Here is a 20,558-nt window from a genome sequence, read left to right on the forward strand (position 1 = left end):
TATCTTTTTAAAAAACTATGCAGGGGAACCTTAAAGTCAGACGTCTAACGTTATGTAGCTGAAGGAGGGAAGAAAGACTTGGAAGAGACGGAGTGGATCAGTGCTGTGCTAAGCGGGGAGCATCAGGCCTTCGGGAATCTGGTGACCCGTTATCAAGGCATGGTATATAGCGTATGCATCAAAATTACAGGAGAAGCCGAGTCTGCCAAGGATATGGCTCAGGAAGTCTTCATCAAAGCCTATAAAGCCCTTCCCACCTTCAGAGGACAATCTTCCTTCTCCACCTGGCTGTACCGGATTGCTTACCGCACCTGTCTGGACTGGAAACGGGCCAATGACCGGGAATGGCGGCACCGGAGTGCAGCAGATTACACTGAGAATGACTGGGTGACTTCACAGACACCTGAACAGGCAGTGCTTCGCAAGGAGGCTTCCCGGGAGCTGGGTGAGAACCTGAATAGTCTGGCGGAACCGTACCGGTCGGTTGTGCAGCTGTACTATTTTCAGCGCCACTCCTATCAGGAGATCGCGGAGCAAAAAGGAATTTCGGTTAAAACGGTTGAATCGCAGCTCTATCGGGCCAGACAGATGATGCGCAAAAGCGGGGAGGAATGGCGATGAATTGTTCAACAGTAAAAGAGTGGATGCCGCATTATATAGATGGACAGTTGTCACCTGAGGCCCAGCAGGCGATCTATCTGCATATCCAGACCTGTCCCGGCTGCGCGGAATGGCTGGAGGAGGCGCGGGAGCTTGCGGCGATGTGGAGCGAGATGGAAGCCGGGCTGGATCTTAACGGGCAGGAGCCCGTGTTGCCGCATGACTTCCCTGACTTGACCGGGGATGTTATGGCAAGGATCGGCCAGCTGGAGAACGGACGCAGAGAACGGATCGTGAAATCAACCATGTCCAGACGGCGTACGACCCGGGGAACCTCCTGGATGCATTACGGCGTGGCGGTAGGTCTGACGTTTCTCCTGCTGCAGCTTGGCGTATTTGAGAATTTGGCCTATGGCATCACTGAAATCAACGGGCATATGTCCACATCGGTCAGCTCCTGGTTCGGCCCGCAAGGTAACAATAAATAAATCCATAGCGGCTTCGCCGGTTATCTAATTTATTTCAACAAAACTTTTGGGAGGGTAACATATGATTAAGAAAAGACGCTGGCTCACGTTTCTCCTGGCTATGGTTCCGGGACTGGGCCACATGTATCTGGGCTTTAAAAAAATGGGTCTGGAGTATATGATTGGAGCATCGCTCTGTATTATATTCATTCCGTCCATGCCCGCAGTGTTTCCGTTCGCGCTTGCTGCGCTCTGGTTCTATCAATTATTCGATGCGCTGCAAAAGGCGGCTTGGATGAAGGTGTCGGCTGCCGAGCAAGAGCGGATGATGTTCCATCCGGATAGCTTTGGAGCGCCCTGGACGATGGGAATGTCTGCGCCCCCGATGTATCCGCATGATGATGTGAACCCGGTGTGGGTCGGTATTGGGTGTGTTATCGCAGGCATCCTGCTGCTGCTCATCACTGCATTTCCCGCTCTGTGGGAAATACTGAGCGATATGAATATCGGAGCGATTCTGTTGTCGCTTGCCTTGATCGGGTATGGATTCAGAATGCTGAAGAATAATTCAAAAGTATAGTGAAATGGGGAATTAAACGATGGGGAGATGGAAAATCGGCAGCTTTACCGCCGCAATAGGGTGCATAATAGTAGGCGTTATTGTAGTCATGGCTCAATATGGTGTAATCACGTACGATGTGCTGGGTTATATCTGGCCGGCCCTGCTTATCCTGTTCGGCCTGGAGATGCTGCTTAGGCTCTTCATTAAATCAGATGTCAAAAGCCGCGTAAGCGGCTGGGCCATTCTGCTGATCATTGTGCTTATCGCGGCAAGCGGGGCACAGACGGTGCTGGCTGGAGGCTCGCTGAGCAGTATCTTCGGCAATACCAAGCTGGTGCCGGTGAACGGGAAGGTAGAAGTGCAACAGGATATTAAGAATGTGCGGATTGATCTGCCCCAAGGCAAGGTTAAGCTCCAGGGTGTGGATGGGAGCACGCTGACGTATGAAGGAAAGCTGGAGCTGCCGGGCAATACAGACAATGAAGCGGCAAGTGCCCTGGAGCGTAAATGGAAAGTGACGACCGAGGGCGACACGCTTGTGATGGAGCTGGAAGGAGATTCAGGCTGGCTCTCCAATATCCAGATCGGCTTCAACAACAATGCACCATATCTGAATGTCGGCATTCCGCAGAATCTGGCCGCTCAGGTAGAGACCAGTGACGGTTCCATCGAAGCCGGTGGGCTGGCCGCAGGCATTAATGTGGATACGAGCAACGGAACCATGGATATCCATGATGTCACCGGCGGTGTGAAGGCTCATAGCAGCAACGGAACGCTGACGGTAAAGAATGTACAGGGCGGAGCAGACCTGGTTAGCTCGAACGGTGCGATTACGCTGGGGAATATTGACGGCGCTGTGTCGGCCAGAAGCAGCAACGGCAAGATTACAGTCAATTCGGCAATCACAGGTGCATGGGAACTGAAATCCAGCAACGGCAAGATTGTCTTGGGTCTTCCGGCGGTAACGGATGCCAAGATTACGGCAGATACCAGTAACGGATCACTTAAAGGCAACGTGGACTGGGGCGGCGACGATGAGGACCATGGAACGGCTGTACTTGGAAAAGGCACCCATGAGGTCACCTTGTCCACCAGCAATGGTTCTATAACAGTGGATACGGCGCAATAAAAGACATAGAAGCATAAAGAGCTGTTCACCGGATACGTTATGCCGGTGAACAGCTCTTTATTGTAAGAGAAGAAATGATATCGGGAGGTTATGCCGGCTGCAGCCAGTTAGTCCTGATTACCATGCATAAGCCTTGGGAGCCGCACCGCCGGGTCCGGGGAAAATCTCGTCCAGACGCTTCAGCACGGACTCGTCCAGAACGACCTCCAGGCTGCGCAGCGCGCTCTCGAACTGCTCCAGCGTACGCGGTCCGATGATTGGCGCTGTTACGGCAGGGTTGGCCAGCAGCCAGGCCAGTGCGATATTATCCTGCGGCTCGCCCAGCTCCAGACTCAGCTCCGCAAAGGCCTCAAGCTGCTTCTTGTGCTGCTCCACACGCTCCGCGTTGCCGCCGCTGCGGCTGCCCTCGATCTTCTTCAGCGCATTGCGTCCCAGCAGCCCTCCGTCAAGCGGACTCCACGGAATAATGCCGAGGCCCAGATGCTGCGCCGCAGGCAGAACCTCAAGCTCCGGCAGACGGCAGGTCAGGCTGTATTTATGCTGCTCGGATACCAGTCCAAGGAACCCGCGGGCCTTCGCTTCCTGCTGGGCAACGGCAATATCCCAGCCGGCGAAGTTGCTGGAGCCGGTGTAGCCGATCTTGCCTTGGCTGACCGCAAGCTCAAAGGCGCCCCACAGCTCGTCCCAGGACACGTTACGGTCGATATGGTGCATCTGGTAGAGCTCGATGTGATCGGTCTGCAGACGCTGCAGGGAGCCCTCCAGATGGCGGCGGATAATGTAGGAGGAGAGGCCGCCTTCATCATTGGGTCCATCCAGCTTGTCACTCATCGCCCCGTAGACCTTGGTCGCCAGGACAACCTTCTCACGGCGTCCGCCGCCCTGCTTGAACCAGCGGCCGATAATAGTCTCGGTCAGACCCGAGTTCTCACCCCATCCATACACATTGGCGGTATCAAAAAACTGGACTCCCGCGTCCAGCGCCGCATCCATAATCCGGAAGGCTTCCTTCTCGTCGGTGATGGGACCGAAGTTCATCGTTCCCAGACAGAGGCGGCTTACCTTCATACCAGACTTGCCAAGCTTCGCGTATTGCATCTTGAGATCACTCCTCTTCCATATGATTAGAGATCCGATAATTTCACCTACCCATTAATTGTAATCAATTGGCGGGACAAGGGCAAATTAGGGATTTGTCTCACTTATAGGCTATATCTATGAACGTGATAGAATCTATATCTTTGTCCTTTGTCCTTCGTTATGATACAACAATATACAGAAGAACTATGTCTGCGACCAGCAGGACTACCTAAGGAGTGACAGGAATGAGCGAGGTCAAAAAAATCGCCGTAATTGCCGGGGACGGTATCGGACCTGAAGTTGTGGCGGAAGCGGAAAAGGTATTGAAAAGAACGGAAGAGCTGTTCGGGTATACATTTGAAACAGAGCACGCCCTGTTCGGCGGAATCGCCATTGATGAACGCGGAACTCCGCTGCCTGAGGATACGCTTGCGATCTGCCGCAACGCCGATGCTGTATTGCTTGGAGCCGTAGGCGGACCGAAATGGGATAACAATCCGAAGGAACTGCGTCCGGAGACCGGACTGCTCGGTATCCGTAAGGCGCTTGGCCTATTCTCCAATCTGCGTCCGGCGGTGGTCTTCGATTGTCTGAAGGATGCTTCGACGCTGAAGCCGGAGGTCCTGGAAGGCACAGACCTGATGGTCGTGCGTGAATTGACAGGCGGGATCTACTTCGGGGACAAGCTGCGCCGTCAAGGTGAGCATGGGGAAGAAGCGGTAGATACTTGTGTCTACAACGTCACTGAAGTGGAACGGATCGTACGCCAGGCGTTCGAGATTGCCGGGAAGCGCCGGGGCAAGCTGGCGAGTGTCGACAAAGCCAATGTTCTGGAGACCTCCCGTCTGTGGCGTGAAGTGGTGAACAGACTGGCGCCGGAATATCCGCAGGTTGAAGTTGAGCATGTGCTGGTGGATAACTGTGCGATGCAGCTGCTGCGCCGTCCTTCGAGCTTCGATGTCATCGTGACTGAGAATATGTTCGGTGATATCCTGAGCGATGAAGCAGCGATGCTGACAGGCTCCATTGGTATGCTGGCCTCCGCTTCACTGGGAGAAGGCAGCTACGGCCTCTATGAGCCGGTTCACGGCTCCGCGCCTGACATTGCCGGACAGGGGCTGGCGAACCCGATCGCTACGATCCTGTCGCTTGCACTGATGTTCCGTATGACCTTCGGCTACGAGAATGCAGCCGCAGCCATTGAAGCCGCAGTTGCGGAGGTACTGGATGCCGGTCACCGGACGAGCGATATCGCAGTTGATAAGAGCAAGGCGATCAGCACCACAGAGATGGGCGACCTGATTGTAGCCGCTATCCGCAAAGCCTAGTTCTACCACATGTATCCCTTTTGACGCAGAATGAAGAAAAACTTCACAAAATGTTGCTTATTTATAATTATTATAAAAAAGTAATCAATGTAATATTGACTTTGATTTTGTACGATGATAACATTTGGTCTGTACCCGTAAGAATGTAACCATCCAATAAAATCAAGAAAAGCATATTGCATCCGGCAACGGTCCGGTAGCTGTTTTTCTTACATAATCAAAAGGAGGATTTAAGCAATGGCAGAACGTTTGGTAGGTAAACCCGCTCCTGACTTCTTCATGGAGACAGTAACAGGCGACGGTAAGGATTTCGGTAAGGTAAGCTTGTCCGACTATCGCGGCAAATGGCTTGTATTCTTCTTCTATCCGCTTGATTTCACCTTCGTATGTCCAACTGAAATCACAGCCCTGAGTGATGCTGCTGCTGATTTCGCAGAGCTTGATACAGAAATTCTAGGTGTGAGCATCGACTCCATCCATAGCCACAAGGCTTGGTTGTCTACACCTAAGGATATGAACGGTCTTGGCCAGATCAACTTCCCTCTGGCTTCTGATATCACGAAGAAGGTTGCCAGCGATTATGGCGTCCTGATTGAAGAAGAAGGCATTGCGCTGCGCGGACTGTTCATCATCGATCCTGAAGGTGAACTGAAGTATCAGGTTGTTAACCATAACGATGTGGGCCGCAGCGTTGAAGAGACATTGCGTGTGCTGCAGGCTCTCCAATCCGGCGGGCTGTGCGCTATGAACTGGAAGCCAGGCGACAAGAACCTGTAGGCTTCCGGGCCTCATGAACCGCGATCTTTGATATACTAAGAGGACCTCCTTGCGGGAAGCATTATTCCCTTCAAGGAGGTTTTTTGCAAAGATATGGAATGGCGTTTGAAAATGGGCATAAAGGTTAATATATAGCTTGTAAGGAGAGGAATCTCTCCCGCTGTTTTGTAATATACTAATAGGAAATCAAATCAACGACAACACTCAAGGAGGGTGAACAAAAATGAGCTTTTGCTGTGGAGCGAGTATGGTTGGAACGAAGGGGACCCTAAAGCATTATCGCACGCAAGTCCATAATGTTCCCCTGCTTTTTTGTCCGGTATGCCACCGGGTAGAGGTACATTACAAAGTCGAGAATGAATATGAAATTCTGGCGGAATATGCCCATGGCGACGGCGTCACGGATGTGGATTTCCAGGATTATGTGATGGAGGAAGAGGAAGCGATCTTCGAGAACGTCATCAATATGGAGAGCGAGGACCCGCTCGCGATCATACGCAGCCAGATCGATATGTCGCTGGACCTGCTGGCGGTTGCCAAACAGATCGGCGACTCCAAATGGGAACGTGAGCTGAAGAAGCGTCTGGCTGTCATGAGCCAGCGGCGTCACCGGCTCCAGCAGAAGGCTTGAATATCTGTCTTGATCCTGCCACCATCATGTTATAAATCAGTGAGCTCCCGCCGCCTGGCGGGGGCTCTTTTCAATGTATTTGCAGGAAACAAATCATTCCCCTCCCACTTAAATGTGTCTTAAGAATCATTTTAGGAATATTTTTGCCATTCGACAGATTCTCTGATTGCGTTGTCTTCTTCTCTTGGATATGATTGGAATATAGTTGAAACGGTTGGATAATACAATACGATTTTCGAATGTTCTGGCGGCTTCGTCATATACTCAGATACATAGTAATTTGATGTCGCTTAAGCGTCTTCGTCAATTGCAGTAAAAGGGGGAACTTCGTATCGTGATAAGCCAATATCAGGAAAGCTTGCTATTATCGGCAAGAACGTTTCAATCTGGTCCGATGGATACCACATTTGAGGATGTGCTGGAGCACATCGACAGCGGGATTCTGCTTTTTGATGATGAGGGTGTGCTGACTTTCGTCAACAAGCAGATGTACGGCATTCTGGAGCTTAACCGTCACTCTCTTCTGGGCTGCACCTTGCATCATCTGTTATCCCATATTCAGCTCAGCCGCTTCAAGAAGAAACAGGTGCTCAGGAGTTATCGTGAAATGGTGCTCAAAGGTAAGCCAAGCTATGAATTTGTGGATGAATATGGACGGTACTGGCGCGCAACCTTGTCCAGCGGAGAGGAAATGAAGGGCAGCTACCTGTTCACATTCAAAGAGATCTCCGACTACAAGCTGATTGAACAGACGGCCTACCAGAACGACAGCCTGGCCATGCTGGGCCGGTTATCGGCCTCCATCGCCCACGAGATCCGCAATCCCCTGACGGCTATCCGGGGGTTCATACAATTGCTTCATCCCCATCTGCATCTGCTTGGCAAAGAAGAATATGCGAAGATTATATTAGCGGAGATTGACCGTGCCAATGACATTATTCATGAATTTCTGACTTCCTCCAAGCCTTCTGTGCCGCAGATCAGCATGATTCCTGTCTCTGCCTTGCTGAAGGAAGTGGTCCTGCTGACAGAGAGCGAGGCGCTGATGAAGGGCTGCCAGATCAACTTGCAGGTGCTCCAGGAGGACCTGGTCATCTCAGGGGATATTAAGCAAATGAAGCAGGTTGTGCTAAATATGATCAGAAATGCGATGGAAGCGATCTCGGAGCGGGTGGATGATTCTGTAGGCCGGATTGAGGTAGGCGCACGTAAAGAAGGAACAGAGGTGCGCATCTTCATCTCTGACAACGGTAAGGGAATGGATATCTGCACGCTTGACAGACTGTTCAATCCGTTCTTCACCACGAAGGAGAATGGGACGGGACTCGGACTCTCCGTCAGTGACCGGATCATCAAGAATCATGGCGGCTGCATCTCGGTCAGCAGCCGGCTGAATGAAGGAACCCGGTTCGTCATTTCGCTTCCGCTTACTCACTAATGCTATCTTAAGCCCGTTGTTCTCGGTGGAGTGCATTCGGGTTATAATCAATATGTAAGGGCTGATTCCTGCAATGCACGAACAAGTGCGGGAGATCAGCCTTATCTGCGTTAGTCGGAGGGATGGAGCTTGATCTTTGAATGGAGCAGTGATGCCGGTAAAGCTTCGCCGCAAGGAGATGCTGTATGTCTAATCATCTCAGAGGCACAGGCACAGGGAGAAGGACTTCCGGCAGATTGGGCCGCGAGAGTCCGCCTATTGTCCGCTGCGGGCCTGTTCAGTGGCAAACAAGGGCAAGTGTATATACTGCCCGTAATGGAGCAGCCTGAGCAGCCTGTGGTCATTCTGGCCGGAAGCGGAAAGGGCCAGATGGGTATGCACGAGCTGCGGCAGCTGATGGCGCAGACCGCCAGGGCAGCTTACAGGCTGAAGGCCGCTGCGCTGGTTGTGCAGATATTGGCGATACCGGGCGGGCTGACTGGGGCGCTGAAGGCGGAGCAGGCCGGCCAGGCCATCGCGGAAGGGCTGGTCCTGGGGTCGTACCGCAGAAGACACTATAAGCTGGACCAGGCAGCCTATACGGGTATAGATACGGTACATCTGCGTACGGAAGGCAAGAGCGAAGCAGCAGAAGAGGAAGCCTGGAGACAAGGCATCAAGCGGGGGAAGGCTTTCGGGGAGGCTGCCAACTTTGCCCGTGATCTGACCAACCGTCCGGGGAATCTGCTGACTCCTTCGGGTCTTGCAGTGGCTGCTATCGAAATTGCACAGCGGCACGGGCTTCCGGCTGAAGTACTGGATGAACGGGAGCTTGCGCTTAAGGGAATGGGCGGCTTGCTTGCGGTCGGAAGCGGCAGTGTGAATCCTCCCCGCATGATTGTTATCCGCTATCAGGGGACGAATCAATGGGAGAACGCAGTGGGCTTGGTCGGCAAAGGAATCACTTTCGATACCGGGGGCATCTCCCTGAAGCGGGCACCGGGCATGGAGAGCATGTTCAGTGACATGGCCGGGGCCGCAGCCGTTCTGGCGGTTATGGATGCGCTGGGGCATTTGCGTCCCAAGGTCAATGTGGTCATGCTGATTCCGGCGGCAGAGAATATGCCGGCAGCGAATGCTTATAAACCAGGCGATATCATTACTACCCTCAGTGGAAGAACGGTCGAAATCATCAATACTGATGCGGAGGGACGGATCATTCTGGGAGATGCGCTTACCTATGCCCGGGAGTGGGGCGCACAGCGGATCATTGACGTAGCCACGCTGACAGGAGCTGTGGTGTCGATTCTGGGAGATGTGGCTACAGGGGCAGTAACGAATGATCAAGCATTCCTGGAAGAGCTTCTGGCAGCCTCAAGGCTGTCAGGGGAGCACATCTGGCCGTTGCCTGTCTATCCTGAATTCCGGGAGATGCTGACAAGCGAGGTTGCGGATCTCCGCAATGCTGCCGGACGATATGGGGCTGCCAGCACGGCGGGGCTGTTCATCGGAGAATTCGCCGAGGGATTGCCGTGGGTGCATCTGGATATTGCAGGGACTGCCTTTCTGTCTTCGGAACGGGGTGTGAATCCTAAGGGTGCCACAGGTATCATGGTCCGCACCTTGCTGGAATATCTGCTGAGCGCTGCGGCTGAACCAGATCACCGCTCCCCTGAGGCCTAGACCGAATTGTCCAAACAGACACAAAGAGCCGCAGATTCTCAGTTTCCTGAGACCTGCGGCTCTTTGTTCATTTGGAATTCTGCTTCTCATAACTGCGGGAATAGCAGCCTATTTACGGGCCTTCATCTGGGCCGTCAGGGATTGGACGCCATTCATAATCTTATCCCGTGTATTCTTATTCTTCAGCAAGTAGGCGGCTCCCAAGGCTACCGTTGTAAACAAAGTCTTCTTGGTGTTCATGGTTATTCCTCCTTGGCAATAGTCTGGTTGTTAAAAGCTTATAACTAACATACCCGCATGCCAAGGTTTCTAAACGAAAGAATACTAAGTCTGTATCCGCTAGAACTGCATCCTAGCGCTTGCTGCCCAGTGAAGCACTGCCGCAGGACAGAGGTGAATCCATCGCTGCTGCGGGACAGGTCTTGCCCTTGTCACAGCCTGCACAGGCCCCCTGCTTGCCTTTCTGCACATGGCGGTAGATTATCCAGCCGGAATACCCGAATATTAGCGCCACAATCACAATATTAACGATCATTGCCGTCATCGCTTCCTCTCTTAATAACTTGGACTTGCTGCGGGGGCTACGACCATCCGAGCAAACGTCCTCCTTGATAGATCACCAGTGACACCGCATAGGCCAATACCAGAGAGTAACCCATGGAGAAGAATGTCCATTTCCAGGACGCAGTCTCTTTCTTGATAACGCCGACAGTGGCCAAGCAAGGAATGTAGAGCAGGATAAAGGCCATGAAGCTGATCGAGCTAAGCGGTGTAAAGACTGATGCAATCTGGCCTTCCAGTCCCGCTGTATCCGGGGCATGGTAGATGATGTTCATGGTAGAGACCACAACCTCCTTAGCGAGGAAGCCGGGCACCAGAGTAGATCCCGCCTGCCATGTTCCGAAGCCGAGCGGCTGCAGCAGCGGGGCAATGAAGCCGCCGAATTTGGCCAGGAAGGAGTGATCCATGTCCACATTGAGACCGCCAGGACCAGCGTAGGACATCAGCCAGATCAGGACCGAGCCGGCCAGGATAATGGTCCCTGCTTTGCGCAGGAAGCCCTTGCCCTTCTCCCAGGTGCTGCGGCTCAGTGTCTTGAGCTGCGGCATCCGGTAAGGAGGCAGCTCGATAATGAAGATAGACGCCTCATTCTTGAACAGGTACTTGGAGAAGAACTTACACAGAACCAGGGCAAATACAACACCCATGACATACATAGAGAGTACAGCTGCAGCTTGCTGGGCAGGGAAGAAGACCGCTGCGAACAGCAGATAGACTGGAAGCCGGGCAGAACAGGACATCAGCGGCATAAGCAGTGTCGTCAGCATCCGGTCCTTGGGTTGTTCAATACTTCGGGCCGCCATAATCGCCGGTACGTTGCAGCCAAAGCCGATAATGAACGGAATGAAGGCCTTGCCGTTCAGTCCCATCCGTTCCATCGTGCTGTCCATCAGCAGGCAGACACGGGCCATATACCCGGAATCCTCCAGGAAGGAGATCATCAGGAACAGGATGAATATCTGTGGAACAAATACGAGCACGCCGCCCACACCGCCGATGAGACCATCAACGATCAGTGCGTGCGTGAATTCCGAAGCCCCGATGGCCCCCAGCAGCGAATTCGTCCAATCGCTGAGCTGACCGCCGATGAAGCCATCCAAGAGATCTGACAACGGCCCGCCAATCCAGTCAAAGGTAGTTTTGAACATGACATACATAAACAGGATGAACAGGGGCAGTCCGAGAAAACGGTGGGTAAGGATGGAATCCAGACGTTCGGTCAGATTATGCGGTTTTTGCAGGGTGGAGTCTATCGCTTCAGCGCACACCTTGCGGATGTAGTCCATGCGGACCGAGCGAATCCACTGGGGAAGAGTGAGTGCAAGCTTCTCCCGCTGCAGCCGGGTCTGAGCGGTATCTGCAATCAGCAGCAAGCCGGAAATATCCGTCCGCTTCTTAAGCAGTTCCAGGATTACCGGGTTCTGCTCCAGCAGTTGGAGAGCAACCCAGCGGAGATTAGGCAGGCCAGAGATCTTTTGCAAATGTGTAACAATGGAGGCTATGGCTTCTTCAGCGAGTTCGCCATAATTCAACTGGAAGGTAACAGGCGGGATATGGGAAGGCTGCTCCAGCACGCTAAGCACCTGACCGGTCCCTTTGCCTGTCCGGGCAATCAGCGGCAGCACGGGAATACCGAGCTGTTCCGAAAGAATGCCGGGGTTCACCTGAATGCCGCGCGCCTTGGCAACATCGGTCATATTCAGTCCGAGGATCGTCGGCTTGCCATACTCCAGCAGCTGCAGGGTAAGCAGCAGGTTTCGTTCCAACTGCGAGGCATCGACAATATTGATAAGTGCTTCAGGGGTTTCTTCGATTAGATATTGTGCGGCTACGCCCTCATCACGGGAGAGGGGGTGAAGGGAGTAGATTCCAGGCAGATCGATGAGCTTCCCGGCTCCGTTCTTCAGACTGCCGATTTTTTTCTCAACCGTAACGCCTGCCCAGTTCCCTACGTATTCGTAGGAGGAAGTCAGGGTATTGAACAGCGAGGTTTTCCCGGTGTTGGGGTTCCCCACAAGTGCGATGGAGCTCATGATACTTTCACCTCTATCATAGATGCTTCCTTCCGCCGGATAGCAAATAGCTGACCGTTACATTCAAGCGTAATCGGACCCATGAACGGCCCTTTGCCCTTGAGACGGATCATTACACCCTCAGATACTCCCAGATCGGCCAGACGGCGGCGCAAAATTGGATTCATGCCTTCAATTCTTTGAATGGAGCCGGTAGTGCCTGGTTGCAAACGCAGCAAGGAGCAGGATGTTAGAGCCATTGTTATCCCTCCGAAAGAGACTGATAATCAATCTCAATGATTTCTTGTAATGTAGCATTTTACTGCCATTTATTCTGTGATTAATGTCATTGTTTCTGTTAGCGAAAATCGATATGAAGATTACTGAAATTTTCTTTACAATATCTTCTTCATTAAAGTATGATTGAACGATAATATAAGCATAGTACTAAAGAGATACCCCGAAGGGAGAACAGATTGTGAAGACTAATCATAGTAAAATTGTCGATTGTACCATCCGTGATGGGGGATTGGTAAATAACTGGGATTTCAGTATTGAATTTGTTCAGAAATTATATGCCGGACTGAATGAAGCCGGTGTTGATTATATGGAAATCGGATATAAGAACTCGCCGAAGCTGCTCAAAGGGGCAGAGGGTGCAGGCCCTTGGCGCTTTTTGAATGATGACTTCCTGCGCAAGGTCATTCCGCAAAAGGGGCATACGAAGCTGTCGGCTCTGGTCGATATCGGCCGGGTGGACGAGAATGATATTCTGCCGCGCAGCGAGAGCATGCTCGATCTGATCCGTGTGGCCTGTTACAGCAAGGATGTGGACAAGGCCCTTCAGCTGGTGCAGACCTTCCATGACCTGGGCTATGAGACGACCATTAATATTATGGCCCTGTCCAATGTGATGGAGAATGAGCTGCTGGAAGCCTTCGAGCAGATCCGTGAGAGCGTAGTTGATGTAGTCTATATCGTGGATTCTTACGGCAGCCTGGATCATAATGACTTTCATTACCTTGTAGAGAAGTTCAAGACACATCTTCCGGAGAAGCGGCTCGGTGTGCATACCCACAACAATCTTCAGCTGGCCTTCTCCAATACGCTGATTGCAGCCGAGAAGGGGGTAGAGCTGCTGGATGCTTCCTGTTATGGAATGGGCCGCGCCGCAGGCAACTGTCCTACAGAGCTGCTGGTTACCCATCTGAAGAATACGAATTATACGCTCCGGCCTGTTCTGGATATCATTGAGAACCTGATGATCCCTCTGCGGGAGAAGGAAGAGTGGGGCTATATCATTCCGTATATGATTACAGGAACGCTGGACGAGCATCCCCGCTCGGCAATGGCGCTGCGATCTTCGGCCGATAAAGATAAGGCGGTTGACTTCTATGACACACTGACAACACCCGAGGTCAATTTCGGGGACAAATAACCGTCTGGAAGGAGAAAGCACTGGCCTCTGTTTGTAGGCAGGTGCTTTTTTTCTGCCGAATCTGCTTCCTTACAATATTAGTAGGTGATCAATGTAACTTTACAGAGCTATCTAGCCGATATTTATACATAGGACATCATACACATCCATCTGACTTTATAGATATTATTTTTAGACGCGAGGGACTTATGAGACAAGAAGAGAGAAAGACGATTCATGCGGCTATTCTGGGGGCTGTGCTATTCCTTCTGATCCAGATTTTTCGTACACCGCTGGGCCGAATCGAGGACAAGGATTTACTGATAGCCTTTTACCTTATTTTGGGCTGCTGTACTGTCGCGTTCGGTTTTGCGATTTTTGCCCAGGGCTGGCTGCTGTTCGCCAATAGTCTATCTAAGGCTAGGCTGTACACCTCTGCATTGTTCCTGGGGGTGAGCATTTTTGATTTCCTGCATGTACTCGGGTTTGTAGGTATTCCTGGAATCACCTCGTATATCAGCCCGGAGCAGTCCTTATGGCTCCTGACGTTCTCCCGGCTGGCCAGTGCACTGGGGATTATGCTTATTTTCAGCAGAGAAGACCAGCTTGTAGGAAACGGCGTCAAGGGGAAGGTGTTTCGGAATGCTTTTGTGGTGATTCTGCTGTCTTTGGCTGTGTTTGGTCTCGGCAACCTGATTGTCTCCGGGCTGGCGGACGAACCATGGGCAGAAACGGCAAGAGATCTGATGAACATGGCGATACTGTTCGTCTATTTGCTTGGTGCTGCGATTATTATCTATCCTGGCAAAAGCGAAAAGTCAGCCTCTCTGCTGATTATTATCCGTTCCCTTGTGTTCTTCTCACTGGCTCAGGTCTTCTTCATGAATCTGTTCAGTGTCGGAGAATTGGATTATCTCTTCGGGATGCTCAGCAGCGCAGCGGCCTATTATCTTCTGCTGACCGGGGTCTACAGATTGACGATTGAGGAGCCATTTCAGGAGAATCAGCAGGCGGAAGCGCGGATTAATTATCTGGCGTATCACGATGAGCTGACAGGTCTTCCGAACAGACGCCGCCTGATGCAGCGCATGGAAGAGGTGGTGCTCCAGAGTGAGCAGGACAAAAGCCGCGGCTTCGCCGGGCTGGTCATTATGAACATCAACCATTTCAAGAATATCAATGACTCTCTTGGCCATTATGCAGGAGATCTGCTGCTGCAGCTGGTCGCCCGGCGGATCGGGGATGAGGTTAGAGTCAATGAAGAGCTCTTTAGTATGGGAGCGGACGAGTTTGCTTTTCTGATGACGGAGCGGACGGGTCTGGAGAATTGTCTGGTCCGGGCGGGTGAGCTGCTGCGCCTGTTCGAGACACCGGTAGGCCTGGAGTCGGGCGAATACCATATCTCGCTGAGTCTGGGGGTAAGCATCTACCCCGGGGATGGAGATACGGCAGAGCAGTTGATACAGAATGCAGACACAGCGGTGCACAATGCCAAGGATCAGGGGGTGGAGATCCGCCGCTATATTCCGGCTATGCAGATGAAGGCGAAGGAACGGCTCAAGCTGGAGAACGATCTGCGCCGGGCGCTGGAACGGGGGGAGTTCTATCTGGTCTATCAGCCCCAGGTACTGCTTGAGACAGAAGAGATTGTCGGCATGGAGGCGCTGTTGCGCTGGAACCATCCCAAACGCGGCTTGGTCTCTCCGGTGGATTTCATTCCTATCGCTGAAGAGAGCGGGCTAATTGTCCCTATTGGGGAATGGGTGCTTAAGACGGCCTGTATGCAGAATAAAATGTGGCAGGATGCCGGCTATCATCCGATTTGCGTGTCCATTAACCTCTCGATGCGCCAGTTCCTGCAGCCCAATCTGGCCGGCAAAATTGATGCCATCCTGAAGGATATCGGTCTAGATCCCTGCTACGTGGATTTGGAGATTACCGAGAGTATGACCCTCGACAAGGAGACCGCCTTCGACCAGCTGAACCGCCTCAAAAGACTTGGCGTATGCATCAGCATTGATGATTTCGGCACAGGCTACAGCTCACTGCATTATCTGAAGAATATGCCGATTGACCGCTTGAAGATTGATCGTTCCTTCGTATCCGATGTCATGGAGGACAGCAACAATGCCGCGATTGTCTCTACGATTACCTCGATGGCCCACCATTTGAAGCTCAAGGTCACCGCCGAAGGTGTGGAGAACAAGGAGCAGCTGCACTTTCTGCGCCAGCAGCATTGCCATGAGGCCCAGGGGTATCTGTTCAGCAAGCCGGTGAAGGCGGCTGAATTCGAACAGTCCTTCCTCAGGCCTTTGCTGGAAATGCCGTCGTAACCTCCGGACTCCGGTATCTGAATTTAATAGGGTTGCAATTTATTCGTAGTGGTGCTACAATGTTTCTTGTACTCAATTCGAGTTGCGGGTGTAGTTCAATGGTAGAACTTCAGCCTTCCAAGCTGATAGCGTGGGTTCGATTCCCATCACCCGCTCCATATTTAACTTCCGAAATCCTTGTCCGCAAGGGTTTTTTTGTTGTGAAAATGAGGGCGATTGGACCAAATGTAGGCGAAAATAAAACAAAAAACAGCCAGGCCTCCGATTCCTTCGGGGGCCTGGCTTACTTATATGATGTGACAGGTAAGCCGTCTGCCTTGGACGTTAGACGGTCTTCAGGAACTCGACAAGGGTCAGCAGGCCTTTGTCGAAGTTCTCCAGATTGAAATGCTCGTCCGGCGCATGCAGGTTCTCGTCATCGAGTCCGAAGCCCATCAGGACGACCGGTGCCTTCAGGATGCGGGCGAAGCTCTCCATGATTGGGATGGAGCCGCCGTCTTTGGTGAAGAGGGCACGTGTGCCGTAGACCTTGCCATAAGCATCGGCAGCGGTCTGCAGGATCGGGTGCGACGGATCGATGTTGAAGGCGCGTGCCTTTTCCATCTGCTTCACCTGAACCTTGGCGCCGCTCTGGATATTAGCCTTCAGATGGGCTTCAACGGCATCCAGGATGTGCTGCGGGTCCTGGTCGCCGACCAGGCGGCAGGTAATTTTAGCATGGGCTTCCTTCGGGATTACTGTCTTGCTGCCTTCGCCTTGGAAGCCTCCGTATACGCCGTTCAGCTCCAGCGTTGGACGTGCGCCGACCCGTTCCACGAAGGTGTAGCCTTCTTCGCCGTACAATTGCTCCAGGCCGAGGGCGGTCCGGATTTTGTCTTCATCCACACCTTGCTTGGCGAATTCTTCGCGTAGCAGCGGGGACAGGGCAGGCACACCTTCGTAGAAGCCTTCTACAGATACGAGGCCCTTATCATCGTGAAGGGTGCTGAGCAGCGAGACCAGCGCATGCAGCGCATTGGGAACGCCGCCGCCGTAAGAGCCGGAGTGCAAATCAGTTAATGCGGTGTTCACTGTGACCTCCATCGAGCAGAGACCACGGAGCCCGGTGCAGATGGCGGGGCGTCCGCGTTCCAGCAGGGAGGTATCCGAGACGAGAACGGCATCTGCCGCAAGCTTGTCCTGGTTGGCTTCCAGGAATGGCGGCAGGTTGACGCTGCCAATCTCCTCTTCCCCTTCGATGCAGAGCTTGATGTTGACCGGCAGCGTGCCCTCTTGCTTGAGGATAGCTTCGATGGCTTTGATATGCATGAATACCTGGCCCTTGTCGTCTGTAGCGCCGCGTGCATACAGCTTGCCGTCACGGATCTCCGGTTCAAACGGAGGCGTAGTCCACAGGTTCAGCGGATCCACCGGCTGTACATCATAATGGCCGTAGACCAGAATGGTCGGCTTGCCGGGAGCGTGAAGGTAGTCTGCATAGATCACCGGATGACCGGCTGTAGGGTGCAGCTCGATATTCTCAAGGCCTGCACGCTTCAGGGTCTCTACCAGCCAGCCGGCAGCGGCATTGATATCTTCTTTGTGGGTGGACAGGGCTGAAATGCTGGGGATAGCCAGCCATTGCTTGAGTTCGCTGAGCTGGGCTTCACGCTCAGCCTGAAAGTAAGTTTCGTATGACATTGTGGTTATGTACCTCCTTGGAATTCGCTGCTTAATACCACAGCTACCCGTATTATGCGGCGAAAGGCATAACGGAGGGTCTCTGCGGCTCAGGTTCGGCAGTGTAATGCATTCATTATACTGGAGATATCCCCATGGATCAAAAAAGGATTGTCCCGGCCCTTCAACATAGGTTGACCGGAGCTGCGTAGCTTGGGGTACAGTTCCTTGCAGGCTGTTGATTACTGGCAGTAACCGTGATAGACTTACTTAGTTTAAGCAAAGGAACCGCCGAGCGCGGCGGAAGCGACAGGAGCGAAATTGAAGTGTCAGCGAATATGCCTGCAAGTGTTGAACCGTTATATATATATACTTATGCCCATTCACCGGATGAGACCTCTTTATGCGGGATGGAGCTGCGCTGCCTATTCGGCAGGGAGATCCCTCCGGCTATATTTGCAAGCGGGGTTGAGGTGGATGTCAGCCGCAGTCCTTTTATCAAAGAGCGGATTGATGTGATGTACGAAGGGGACACGCTCCCGGAGATCTACAAGCAGACAGAGCAGGTAGAGCTGGAGGGGAGGAGCTTTAAGGTTATTTTTGTGAAGACTAATGATCTGGCTCCTGAACACAAAATCGAATACGGTGAGCGCAGAGTGATTGAGCGGGAAATCGGCCTGCGGATTGAGGGAGAGGCGGATGTGAATCATCCGGAGCTGGTGTACGGGATTGTAACGCTCGGCGGACGCTGGTACTTCGGCCCTTATCATAAGAACAATGCAACCTGGTTCCGGCAGATGCACAAGCCCCGCAGCTACTCCATAGCGCTCAGCACACGGGTAGCCCGGGCAGCGGTCAATATGGCGGTTCCGCGCATACCCGGTGTGAAGCTGATCGACCCCTGCTGCGGAATTGGCACAGTAATGGTGGAAGCTCTGTCGATGGGAATCGATGTCGTCGGCCGTGATATTAACCCGCTCATTGCAGCCGGTGCGCGGACGAACATTGCTCACTTCGGCTTCGAGAGCGTTGTTACGCTCGGAGATATCGCAGACATCCAGGAGCATTACGATGCAGCGATCGTGGACATGCCTTATAATCTGTATTCACGGATTACCCCCGAAGAGCAGTTTGCGATTCTGAGCCATACGCGGCGGATTGCGGACAGAGTGGTCATTGTGGCGATTGAGGCTGTGGATGAGATGATTGCTGCGGCCGGTTTTACGATTGTAGACCGTTGTGTGGCGCGTAAAGGTGCGTTCTCCCGCCATCTGATGCTGTGCGAGTAGAGCGCCTGGAAGAAATAGCGTAACTAAATCCGAGTGAAGGCGGTGTGCTTGTGGAACCGAAATGGTTAACCTGGGCCAAAGAAATTCAAGGGATTGCCCAGACCGGACTGACATATGCCAAGGATGTATATGATATTGAGCGTTATCAGGCACTGCGCGAGCTGAGCGTGGATATTCTGGCGAACTATACGTATGAGAGCAAGGAGCGTATACGGCTCTCTTTCGCGGGTGAAGGCGGGTATAGCACACCTAAGGTGGATATCCGGGGAGTGATTTTTCAGGAGGATAAAATTCTGCTCGTACACGAGAAGCTCGACGGAAAATGGGCGCTGCCCGGAGGGTGGGCGGATATCGGCCTGTCACCGAGTGAGGTGGCTGTCAAGGAGATTGCCGAGGAATCCGGTTACCAGGCGGAAGCGGTTCGTCTGCTTGCTGTACTGGATAAGAAGTTCCATCAGCATCCGCCGGAGCCATACCATACCTATAAAATGTTCATCCTGTGCAGAATTACCGGCGGGGAGGCGGCGGGTGGTGTGGAAACGAGCGGTGTTGGATTTTTTGCCGAGGATGCATTGCCCGAATTGTCTGAAGAACGCAACACGGCAGAGCAGCTACACACTATGTTCCAATATTTACATCATCCCGAAAAAGAAGTAATATTGGACTAAAGCACTGCATATAATAGATAACCAAGAGTGTATATAAGTTTTATGAATACATTTTTTGGTTAATATTATTTATGTAAGCCTTTACAGTGATGATCCGCTGAGCCTTTATATCTAAAAATTTATCGAAAACATCTCTTTTTGGGCCTGGCGGTCTACATTTTTTCCTCTGCTTTGACGATAAGAATTTTAGGAGGGGATCGCATGGAACAAGAAGAGCTAAGACTTCCGCTTGCGCAGGAGGGGATGACCCGGCCTACAGAGGGCAATATCGCCACGGGCCTGGTATGGGGTGTCCTGATCAGTATTCCCTTATGGATCTCGTTGATCGGCTGGATGATGGGCATCTGGAAATTCTAAGACCCGTCCGCAGAAGCTATATTCCACTACTAACTTACACATATACAATGAAGGCTGCCTCTTCGAAGTGAAGAAGCAGCCTTTTTATGCTGAAATTACAAGTCGTTGTTGATATGCGCCAGCTGGAAGGTCTCGCAGACCACCCGCATATCCGGGTCGAAGGGCTTACCCTCACGCTCCAGCTCCCTGGTGAAGAACACCTCATGCTCGTAGCGCCAGGATTCAAGGCTGCGGTCATCCTCCCCTTCGGAGTAGGCGAATTCAGCGGTTACCTCAGCGAATGGAACGACCTCCACCTTCGTTGTTTCGATGATCGCGCGCGGCTGCCCTGTGCTGTCCAGCAGGATGGATAAACCGCCTGTAAAAGGCATGGTCAGCCCTTGCGCTTCAATCAACTCATAATTTTGCGCGGTCCCGGTCTTGATTCCTCTAAGAACCAGATCCAGCAGCTCATCTGCCAGCCGGGGATTGTCGCCGAACGCCCAGGCGCTGTCGAATTTGTCTGCCGCTTCCGGATGCTTCACCAGATAACTCTCCCAATATTTCGCAATTTCCGGAGTTAATGTCATTACGGTCACCTCTACCTTA

The 20,558-nt window shown here is 52.5% G+C and carries 21 protein-coding genes and 1 tRNA gene; 15 read left to right on the plus strand and 7 right to left on the minus strand.

The features are described from left to right. Positions 1-78 precede the first annotated feature (78 nt). From NYE26_RS05240 to NYE26_RS05255, 4 genes are all read left to right on the plus strand, one after another. Positions 79-621: an RNA polymerase sigma factor gene (locus tag NYE26_RS05240; protein WP_036727677.1), complete on the plus strand. Its 543-nt coding sequence runs from the start codon at positions 79-81 to the stop codon at positions 619-621. Next, positions 618-1,088 (plus strand): zf-HC2 domain-containing protein, encoded by a 471-nt coding sequence (locus NYE26_RS05245; protein WP_339254374.1) that lies wholly within the window; start codon positions 618-620, stop codon positions 1,086-1,088. Before NYE26_RS05240 ends, NYE26_RS05245 begins: the two co-directional genes overlap by 4 nt. A gap of 61 nt (positions 1,089-1,149) precedes the next feature. Further along, complete coding sequence (locus tag NYE26_RS05250; RefSeq protein WP_339254376.1) at positions 1,150-1,647, plus strand: hypothetical protein; 498 nt, start codon at positions 1,150-1,152, stop codon at positions 1,645-1,647. 19 nt (positions 1,648-1,666) lie between these two features. Continuing rightward, positions 1,667-2,758 carry a DUF4097 family beta strand repeat-containing protein gene (locus NYE26_RS05255; protein WP_339254378.1) on the plus strand — a complete coding sequence of 364 codons (1,092 nt, stop codon included), beginning with the start codon at positions 1,667-1,669 and terminating at the stop codon, positions 2,756-2,758. Between the two features lie 117 nt (positions 2,759-2,875). On the opposite strand, the gene NYE26_RS05260 is transcribed toward NYE26_RS05255, so the two are convergent. After that, positions 2,876-3,856 (minus strand): aldo/keto reductase, encoded by a 981-nt coding sequence (locus NYE26_RS05260; RefSeq protein ID WP_036696143.1) that lies wholly within the window; start codon positions 3,854-3,856, stop codon positions 2,876-2,878. 227 nt (positions 3,857-4,083) lie between these two features. On the opposite strand from NYE26_RS05260, the gene leuB reads away from it, so the two are divergent. From leuB to NYE26_RS05285, 5 genes are all read left to right on the plus strand, one after another. Then, positions 4,084-5,166 carry a 3-isopropylmalate dehydrogenase gene (gene leuB / locus NYE26_RS05265; RefSeq protein WP_339254381.1) on the plus strand — a complete coding sequence of 361 codons (1,083 nt, stop codon included), beginning with the start codon at positions 4,084-4,086 and terminating at the stop codon, positions 5,164-5,166. A gap of 237 nt (positions 5,167-5,403) precedes the next feature. Then, a complete protein-coding gene (locus tag NYE26_RS05270; protein WP_036727686.1) occupies positions 5,404-5,943 on the plus strand; it encodes a peroxiredoxin in 540 nt (179 codons plus the stop codon). Positions 5,944-6,166: 223 nt separating this feature from the next. Then, the gene (locus NYE26_RS05275) at positions 6,167-6,574 is read left to right on the plus strand and encodes a hypothetical protein (RefSeq protein ID WP_036727687.1); all 408 of its coding nucleotides are present in this window, start codon (positions 6,167-6,169) and stop codon (positions 6,572-6,574) included. Positions 6,575-6,908: 334 nt separating this feature from the next. Next, complete coding sequence (locus NYE26_RS05280) at positions 6,909-8,012, plus strand: ATP-binding protein (RefSeq protein WP_036727689.1); 1,104 nt, start codon at positions 6,909-6,911, stop codon at positions 8,010-8,012. Positions 8,013-8,141: 129 nt separating this feature from the next. Continuing rightward, positions 8,142-9,674, plus strand: a complete 1,533-nt coding sequence (locus NYE26_RS05285; RefSeq protein ID WP_339254383.1) for a leucyl aminopeptidase — start codon at positions 8,142-8,144, stop codon at positions 9,672-9,674. A gap of 108 nt (positions 9,675-9,782) precedes the next feature. Here NYE26_RS05285 and NYE26_RS05290 read toward each other — a convergent pair whose 3' ends face one another. The 4 genes from NYE26_RS05290 to NYE26_RS05305 all read right to left on the minus strand — a co-directional run bounded on the left by NYE26_RS05290 (position 9,783) and on the right by NYE26_RS05305 (position 12,507). Next, positions 9,783-9,914, minus strand: a complete 132-nt coding sequence (locus tag NYE26_RS05290; RefSeq protein ID WP_256707444.1) for a hypothetical protein — start codon at positions 9,912-9,914, stop codon at positions 9,783-9,785. A 112-nt stretch (positions 9,915-10,026) separates the two neighbouring features. Continuing rightward, the gene (locus NYE26_RS05295; protein WP_339254387.1) at positions 10,027-10,218 is read right to left on the minus strand and encodes a FeoB-associated Cys-rich membrane protein; all 192 of its coding nucleotides are present in this window, start codon (positions 10,216-10,218) and stop codon (positions 10,027-10,029) included. 37 nt (positions 10,219-10,255) lie between these two features. Then, positions 10,256-12,268: a ferrous iron transport protein B gene (feoB, locus tag NYE26_RS05300; RefSeq protein WP_339254389.1), complete on the minus strand. Its 2,013-nt coding sequence runs from the start codon at positions 12,266-12,268 to the stop codon at positions 10,256-10,258. Next, positions 12,265-12,507, minus strand: coding sequence for a FeoA family protein (locus NYE26_RS05305; protein ID WP_036696155.1), 243 nt, complete (start codon positions 12,505-12,507; stop codon positions 12,265-12,267). The genes feoB and NYE26_RS05305 overlap by 4 nt, the downstream gene beginning before the upstream one ends. Before the next feature lie 218 nt (positions 12,508-12,725). Between NYE26_RS05305 and NYE26_RS05310 the strand changes: the two genes are divergently transcribed. The 3 genes from NYE26_RS05310 (at position 12,726) to NYE26_RS05320 (ending at position 16,155) form a co-directional block, all read left to right on the plus strand. Further along, positions 12,726-13,685 (plus strand): aldolase catalytic domain-containing protein, encoded by a 960-nt coding sequence (locus NYE26_RS05310; RefSeq protein ID WP_200869575.1) that lies wholly within the window; start codon positions 12,726-12,728, stop codon positions 13,683-13,685. A gap of 188 nt (positions 13,686-13,873) precedes the next feature. After that, positions 13,874-15,997, plus strand: a complete 2,124-nt coding sequence (locus tag NYE26_RS05315) for an EAL domain-containing protein (protein WP_339254392.1) — start codon at positions 13,874-13,876, stop codon at positions 15,995-15,997. Positions 15,998-16,081: 84 nt separating this feature from the next. Further along, positions 16,082-16,155: transfer RNA gene (locus NYE26_RS05320), tRNA-Gly, on the plus strand. A gap of 166 nt (positions 16,156-16,321) precedes the next feature. Here NYE26_RS05320 and NYE26_RS05325 read toward each other — a convergent pair. Further along, entirely contained in the window at positions 16,322-17,677 is a 1,356-nt protein-coding gene (locus NYE26_RS05325) for a dipeptidase (RefSeq protein WP_339254394.1), read from the minus strand. Between the two features lie 317 nt (positions 17,678-17,994). On the opposite strand from NYE26_RS05325, the gene NYE26_RS05330 reads away from it, so the two are divergent. From NYE26_RS05330 to NYE26_RS05340, 3 genes are all read left to right on the plus strand, one after another. Continuing rightward, on the plus strand, positions 17,995-18,945 hold the full coding sequence (locus tag NYE26_RS05330) for an RNA methyltransferase (RefSeq protein WP_339257331.1): 951 nt from the start codon (positions 17,995-17,997) through the stop codon (positions 18,943-18,945). Positions 18,946-18,995: 50 nt separating this feature from the next. Continuing rightward, positions 18,996-19,613 (plus strand): NUDIX hydrolase, encoded by a 618-nt coding sequence (locus NYE26_RS05335; RefSeq protein ID WP_339254396.1) that lies wholly within the window; start codon positions 18,996-18,998, stop codon positions 19,611-19,613. A 201-nt stretch (positions 19,614-19,814) separates the two neighbouring features. Continuing rightward, positions 19,815-19,970, plus strand: a complete 156-nt coding sequence (locus NYE26_RS05340; RefSeq protein WP_156949647.1) for a hypothetical protein — start codon at positions 19,815-19,817, stop codon at positions 19,968-19,970. 95 nt (positions 19,971-20,065) lie between these two features. Here the strand turns inward: NYE26_RS05340 and NYE26_RS05345 are convergent, their stop codons facing one another. Beyond that, positions 20,066-20,539, minus strand: coding sequence for an ASCH domain-containing protein (locus tag NYE26_RS05345; protein ID WP_339254399.1), 474 nt, complete (start codon positions 20,537-20,539; stop codon positions 20,066-20,068). Between the last annotated feature and the right edge of the window lie 19 nt (positions 20,540-20,558).

The organism is Paenibacillus sp. FSL P2-0136, from assembly GCF_037975325.1.
Lineage (GTDB): Bacteria > Bacillota > Bacilli > Paenibacillales > Paenibacillaceae > Paenibacillus_AQ > Paenibacillus_AQ silagei.

What these genes read in the sequence shown, in the direction of transcription:
- NYE26_RS05295 (WP_339254387.1), bottom strand. Translation starts at nt 10,218, where the DNA reads ATGACGGCAATGATCGTTAATATTGTGATTGTGGCGCTAATATTCGGG.
- NYE26_RS05325 (WP_339254394.1), bottom strand. Translation starts at nt 17,677, where the DNA reads ATGTCATACGAAACTTACTTTCAGGCTGAGCGTGAAGCCCAGCTCAGC.
- NYE26_RS05275 (WP_036727687.1), top strand. Translation starts at nt 6,167, where the DNA reads ATGAGCTTTTGCTGTGGAGCGAGTATGGTTGGAACGAAGGGGACCCTA.
- feoB (WP_339254389.1), bottom strand. Translation starts at nt 12,268, where the DNA reads ATGAGCTCCATCGCACTTGTGGGGAACCCCAACACCGGGAAAACCTCG.
- NYE26_RS05270 (WP_036727686.1), top strand. Translation starts at nt 5,404, where the DNA reads ATGGCAGAACGTTTGGTAGGTAAACCCGCTCCTGACTTCTTCATGGAG.
- NYE26_RS05250 (WP_339254376.1), top strand. Translation starts at nt 1,150, where the DNA reads ATGATTAAGAAAAGACGCTGGCTCACGTTTCTCCTGGCTATGGTTCCG.
- NYE26_RS05340 (WP_156949647.1), top strand. Translation starts at nt 19,815, where the DNA reads ATGGAACAAGAAGAGCTAAGACTTCCGCTTGCGCAGGAGGGGATGACC.
- NYE26_RS05245 (WP_339254374.1), top strand. Translation starts at nt 618, where the DNA reads ATGAATTGTTCAACAGTAAAAGAGTGGATGCCGCATTATATAGATGGA.
- NYE26_RS05315 (WP_339254392.1), top strand. Translation starts at nt 13,874, where the DNA reads ATGAGACAAGAAGAGAGAAAGACGATTCATGCGGCTATTCTGGGGGCT.
- NYE26_RS05345 (WP_339254399.1), bottom strand. Translation starts at nt 20,539, where the DNA reads ATGACATTAACTCCGGAAATTGCGAAATATTGGGAGAGTTATCTGGTG.
- NYE26_RS05330 (WP_339257331.1), top strand. Translation starts at nt 17,995, where the DNA reads ATGCCTGCAAGTGTTGAACCGTTATATATATATACTTATGCCCATTCA.
- NYE26_RS05290 (WP_256707444.1), bottom strand. Translation starts at nt 9,914, where the DNA reads ATGAACACCAAGAAGACTTTGTTTACAACGGTAGCCTTGGGAGCCGCC.
- leuB (WP_339254381.1), top strand. Translation starts at nt 4,084, where the DNA reads ATGAGCGAGGTCAAAAAAATCGCCGTAATTGCCGGGGACGGTATCGGA.
- NYE26_RS05255 (WP_339254378.1), top strand. Translation starts at nt 1,667, where the DNA reads ATGGGGAGATGGAAAATCGGCAGCTTTACCGCCGCAATAGGGTGCATA.
- NYE26_RS05305 (WP_036696155.1), bottom strand. Translation starts at nt 12,507, where the DNA reads ATGGCTCTAACATCCTGCTCCTTGCTGCGTTTGCAACCAGGCACTACC.
- NYE26_RS05260 (WP_036696143.1), bottom strand. Translation starts at nt 3,856, where the DNA reads ATGCAATACGCGAAGCTTGGCAAGTCTGGTATGAAGGTAAGCCGCCTC.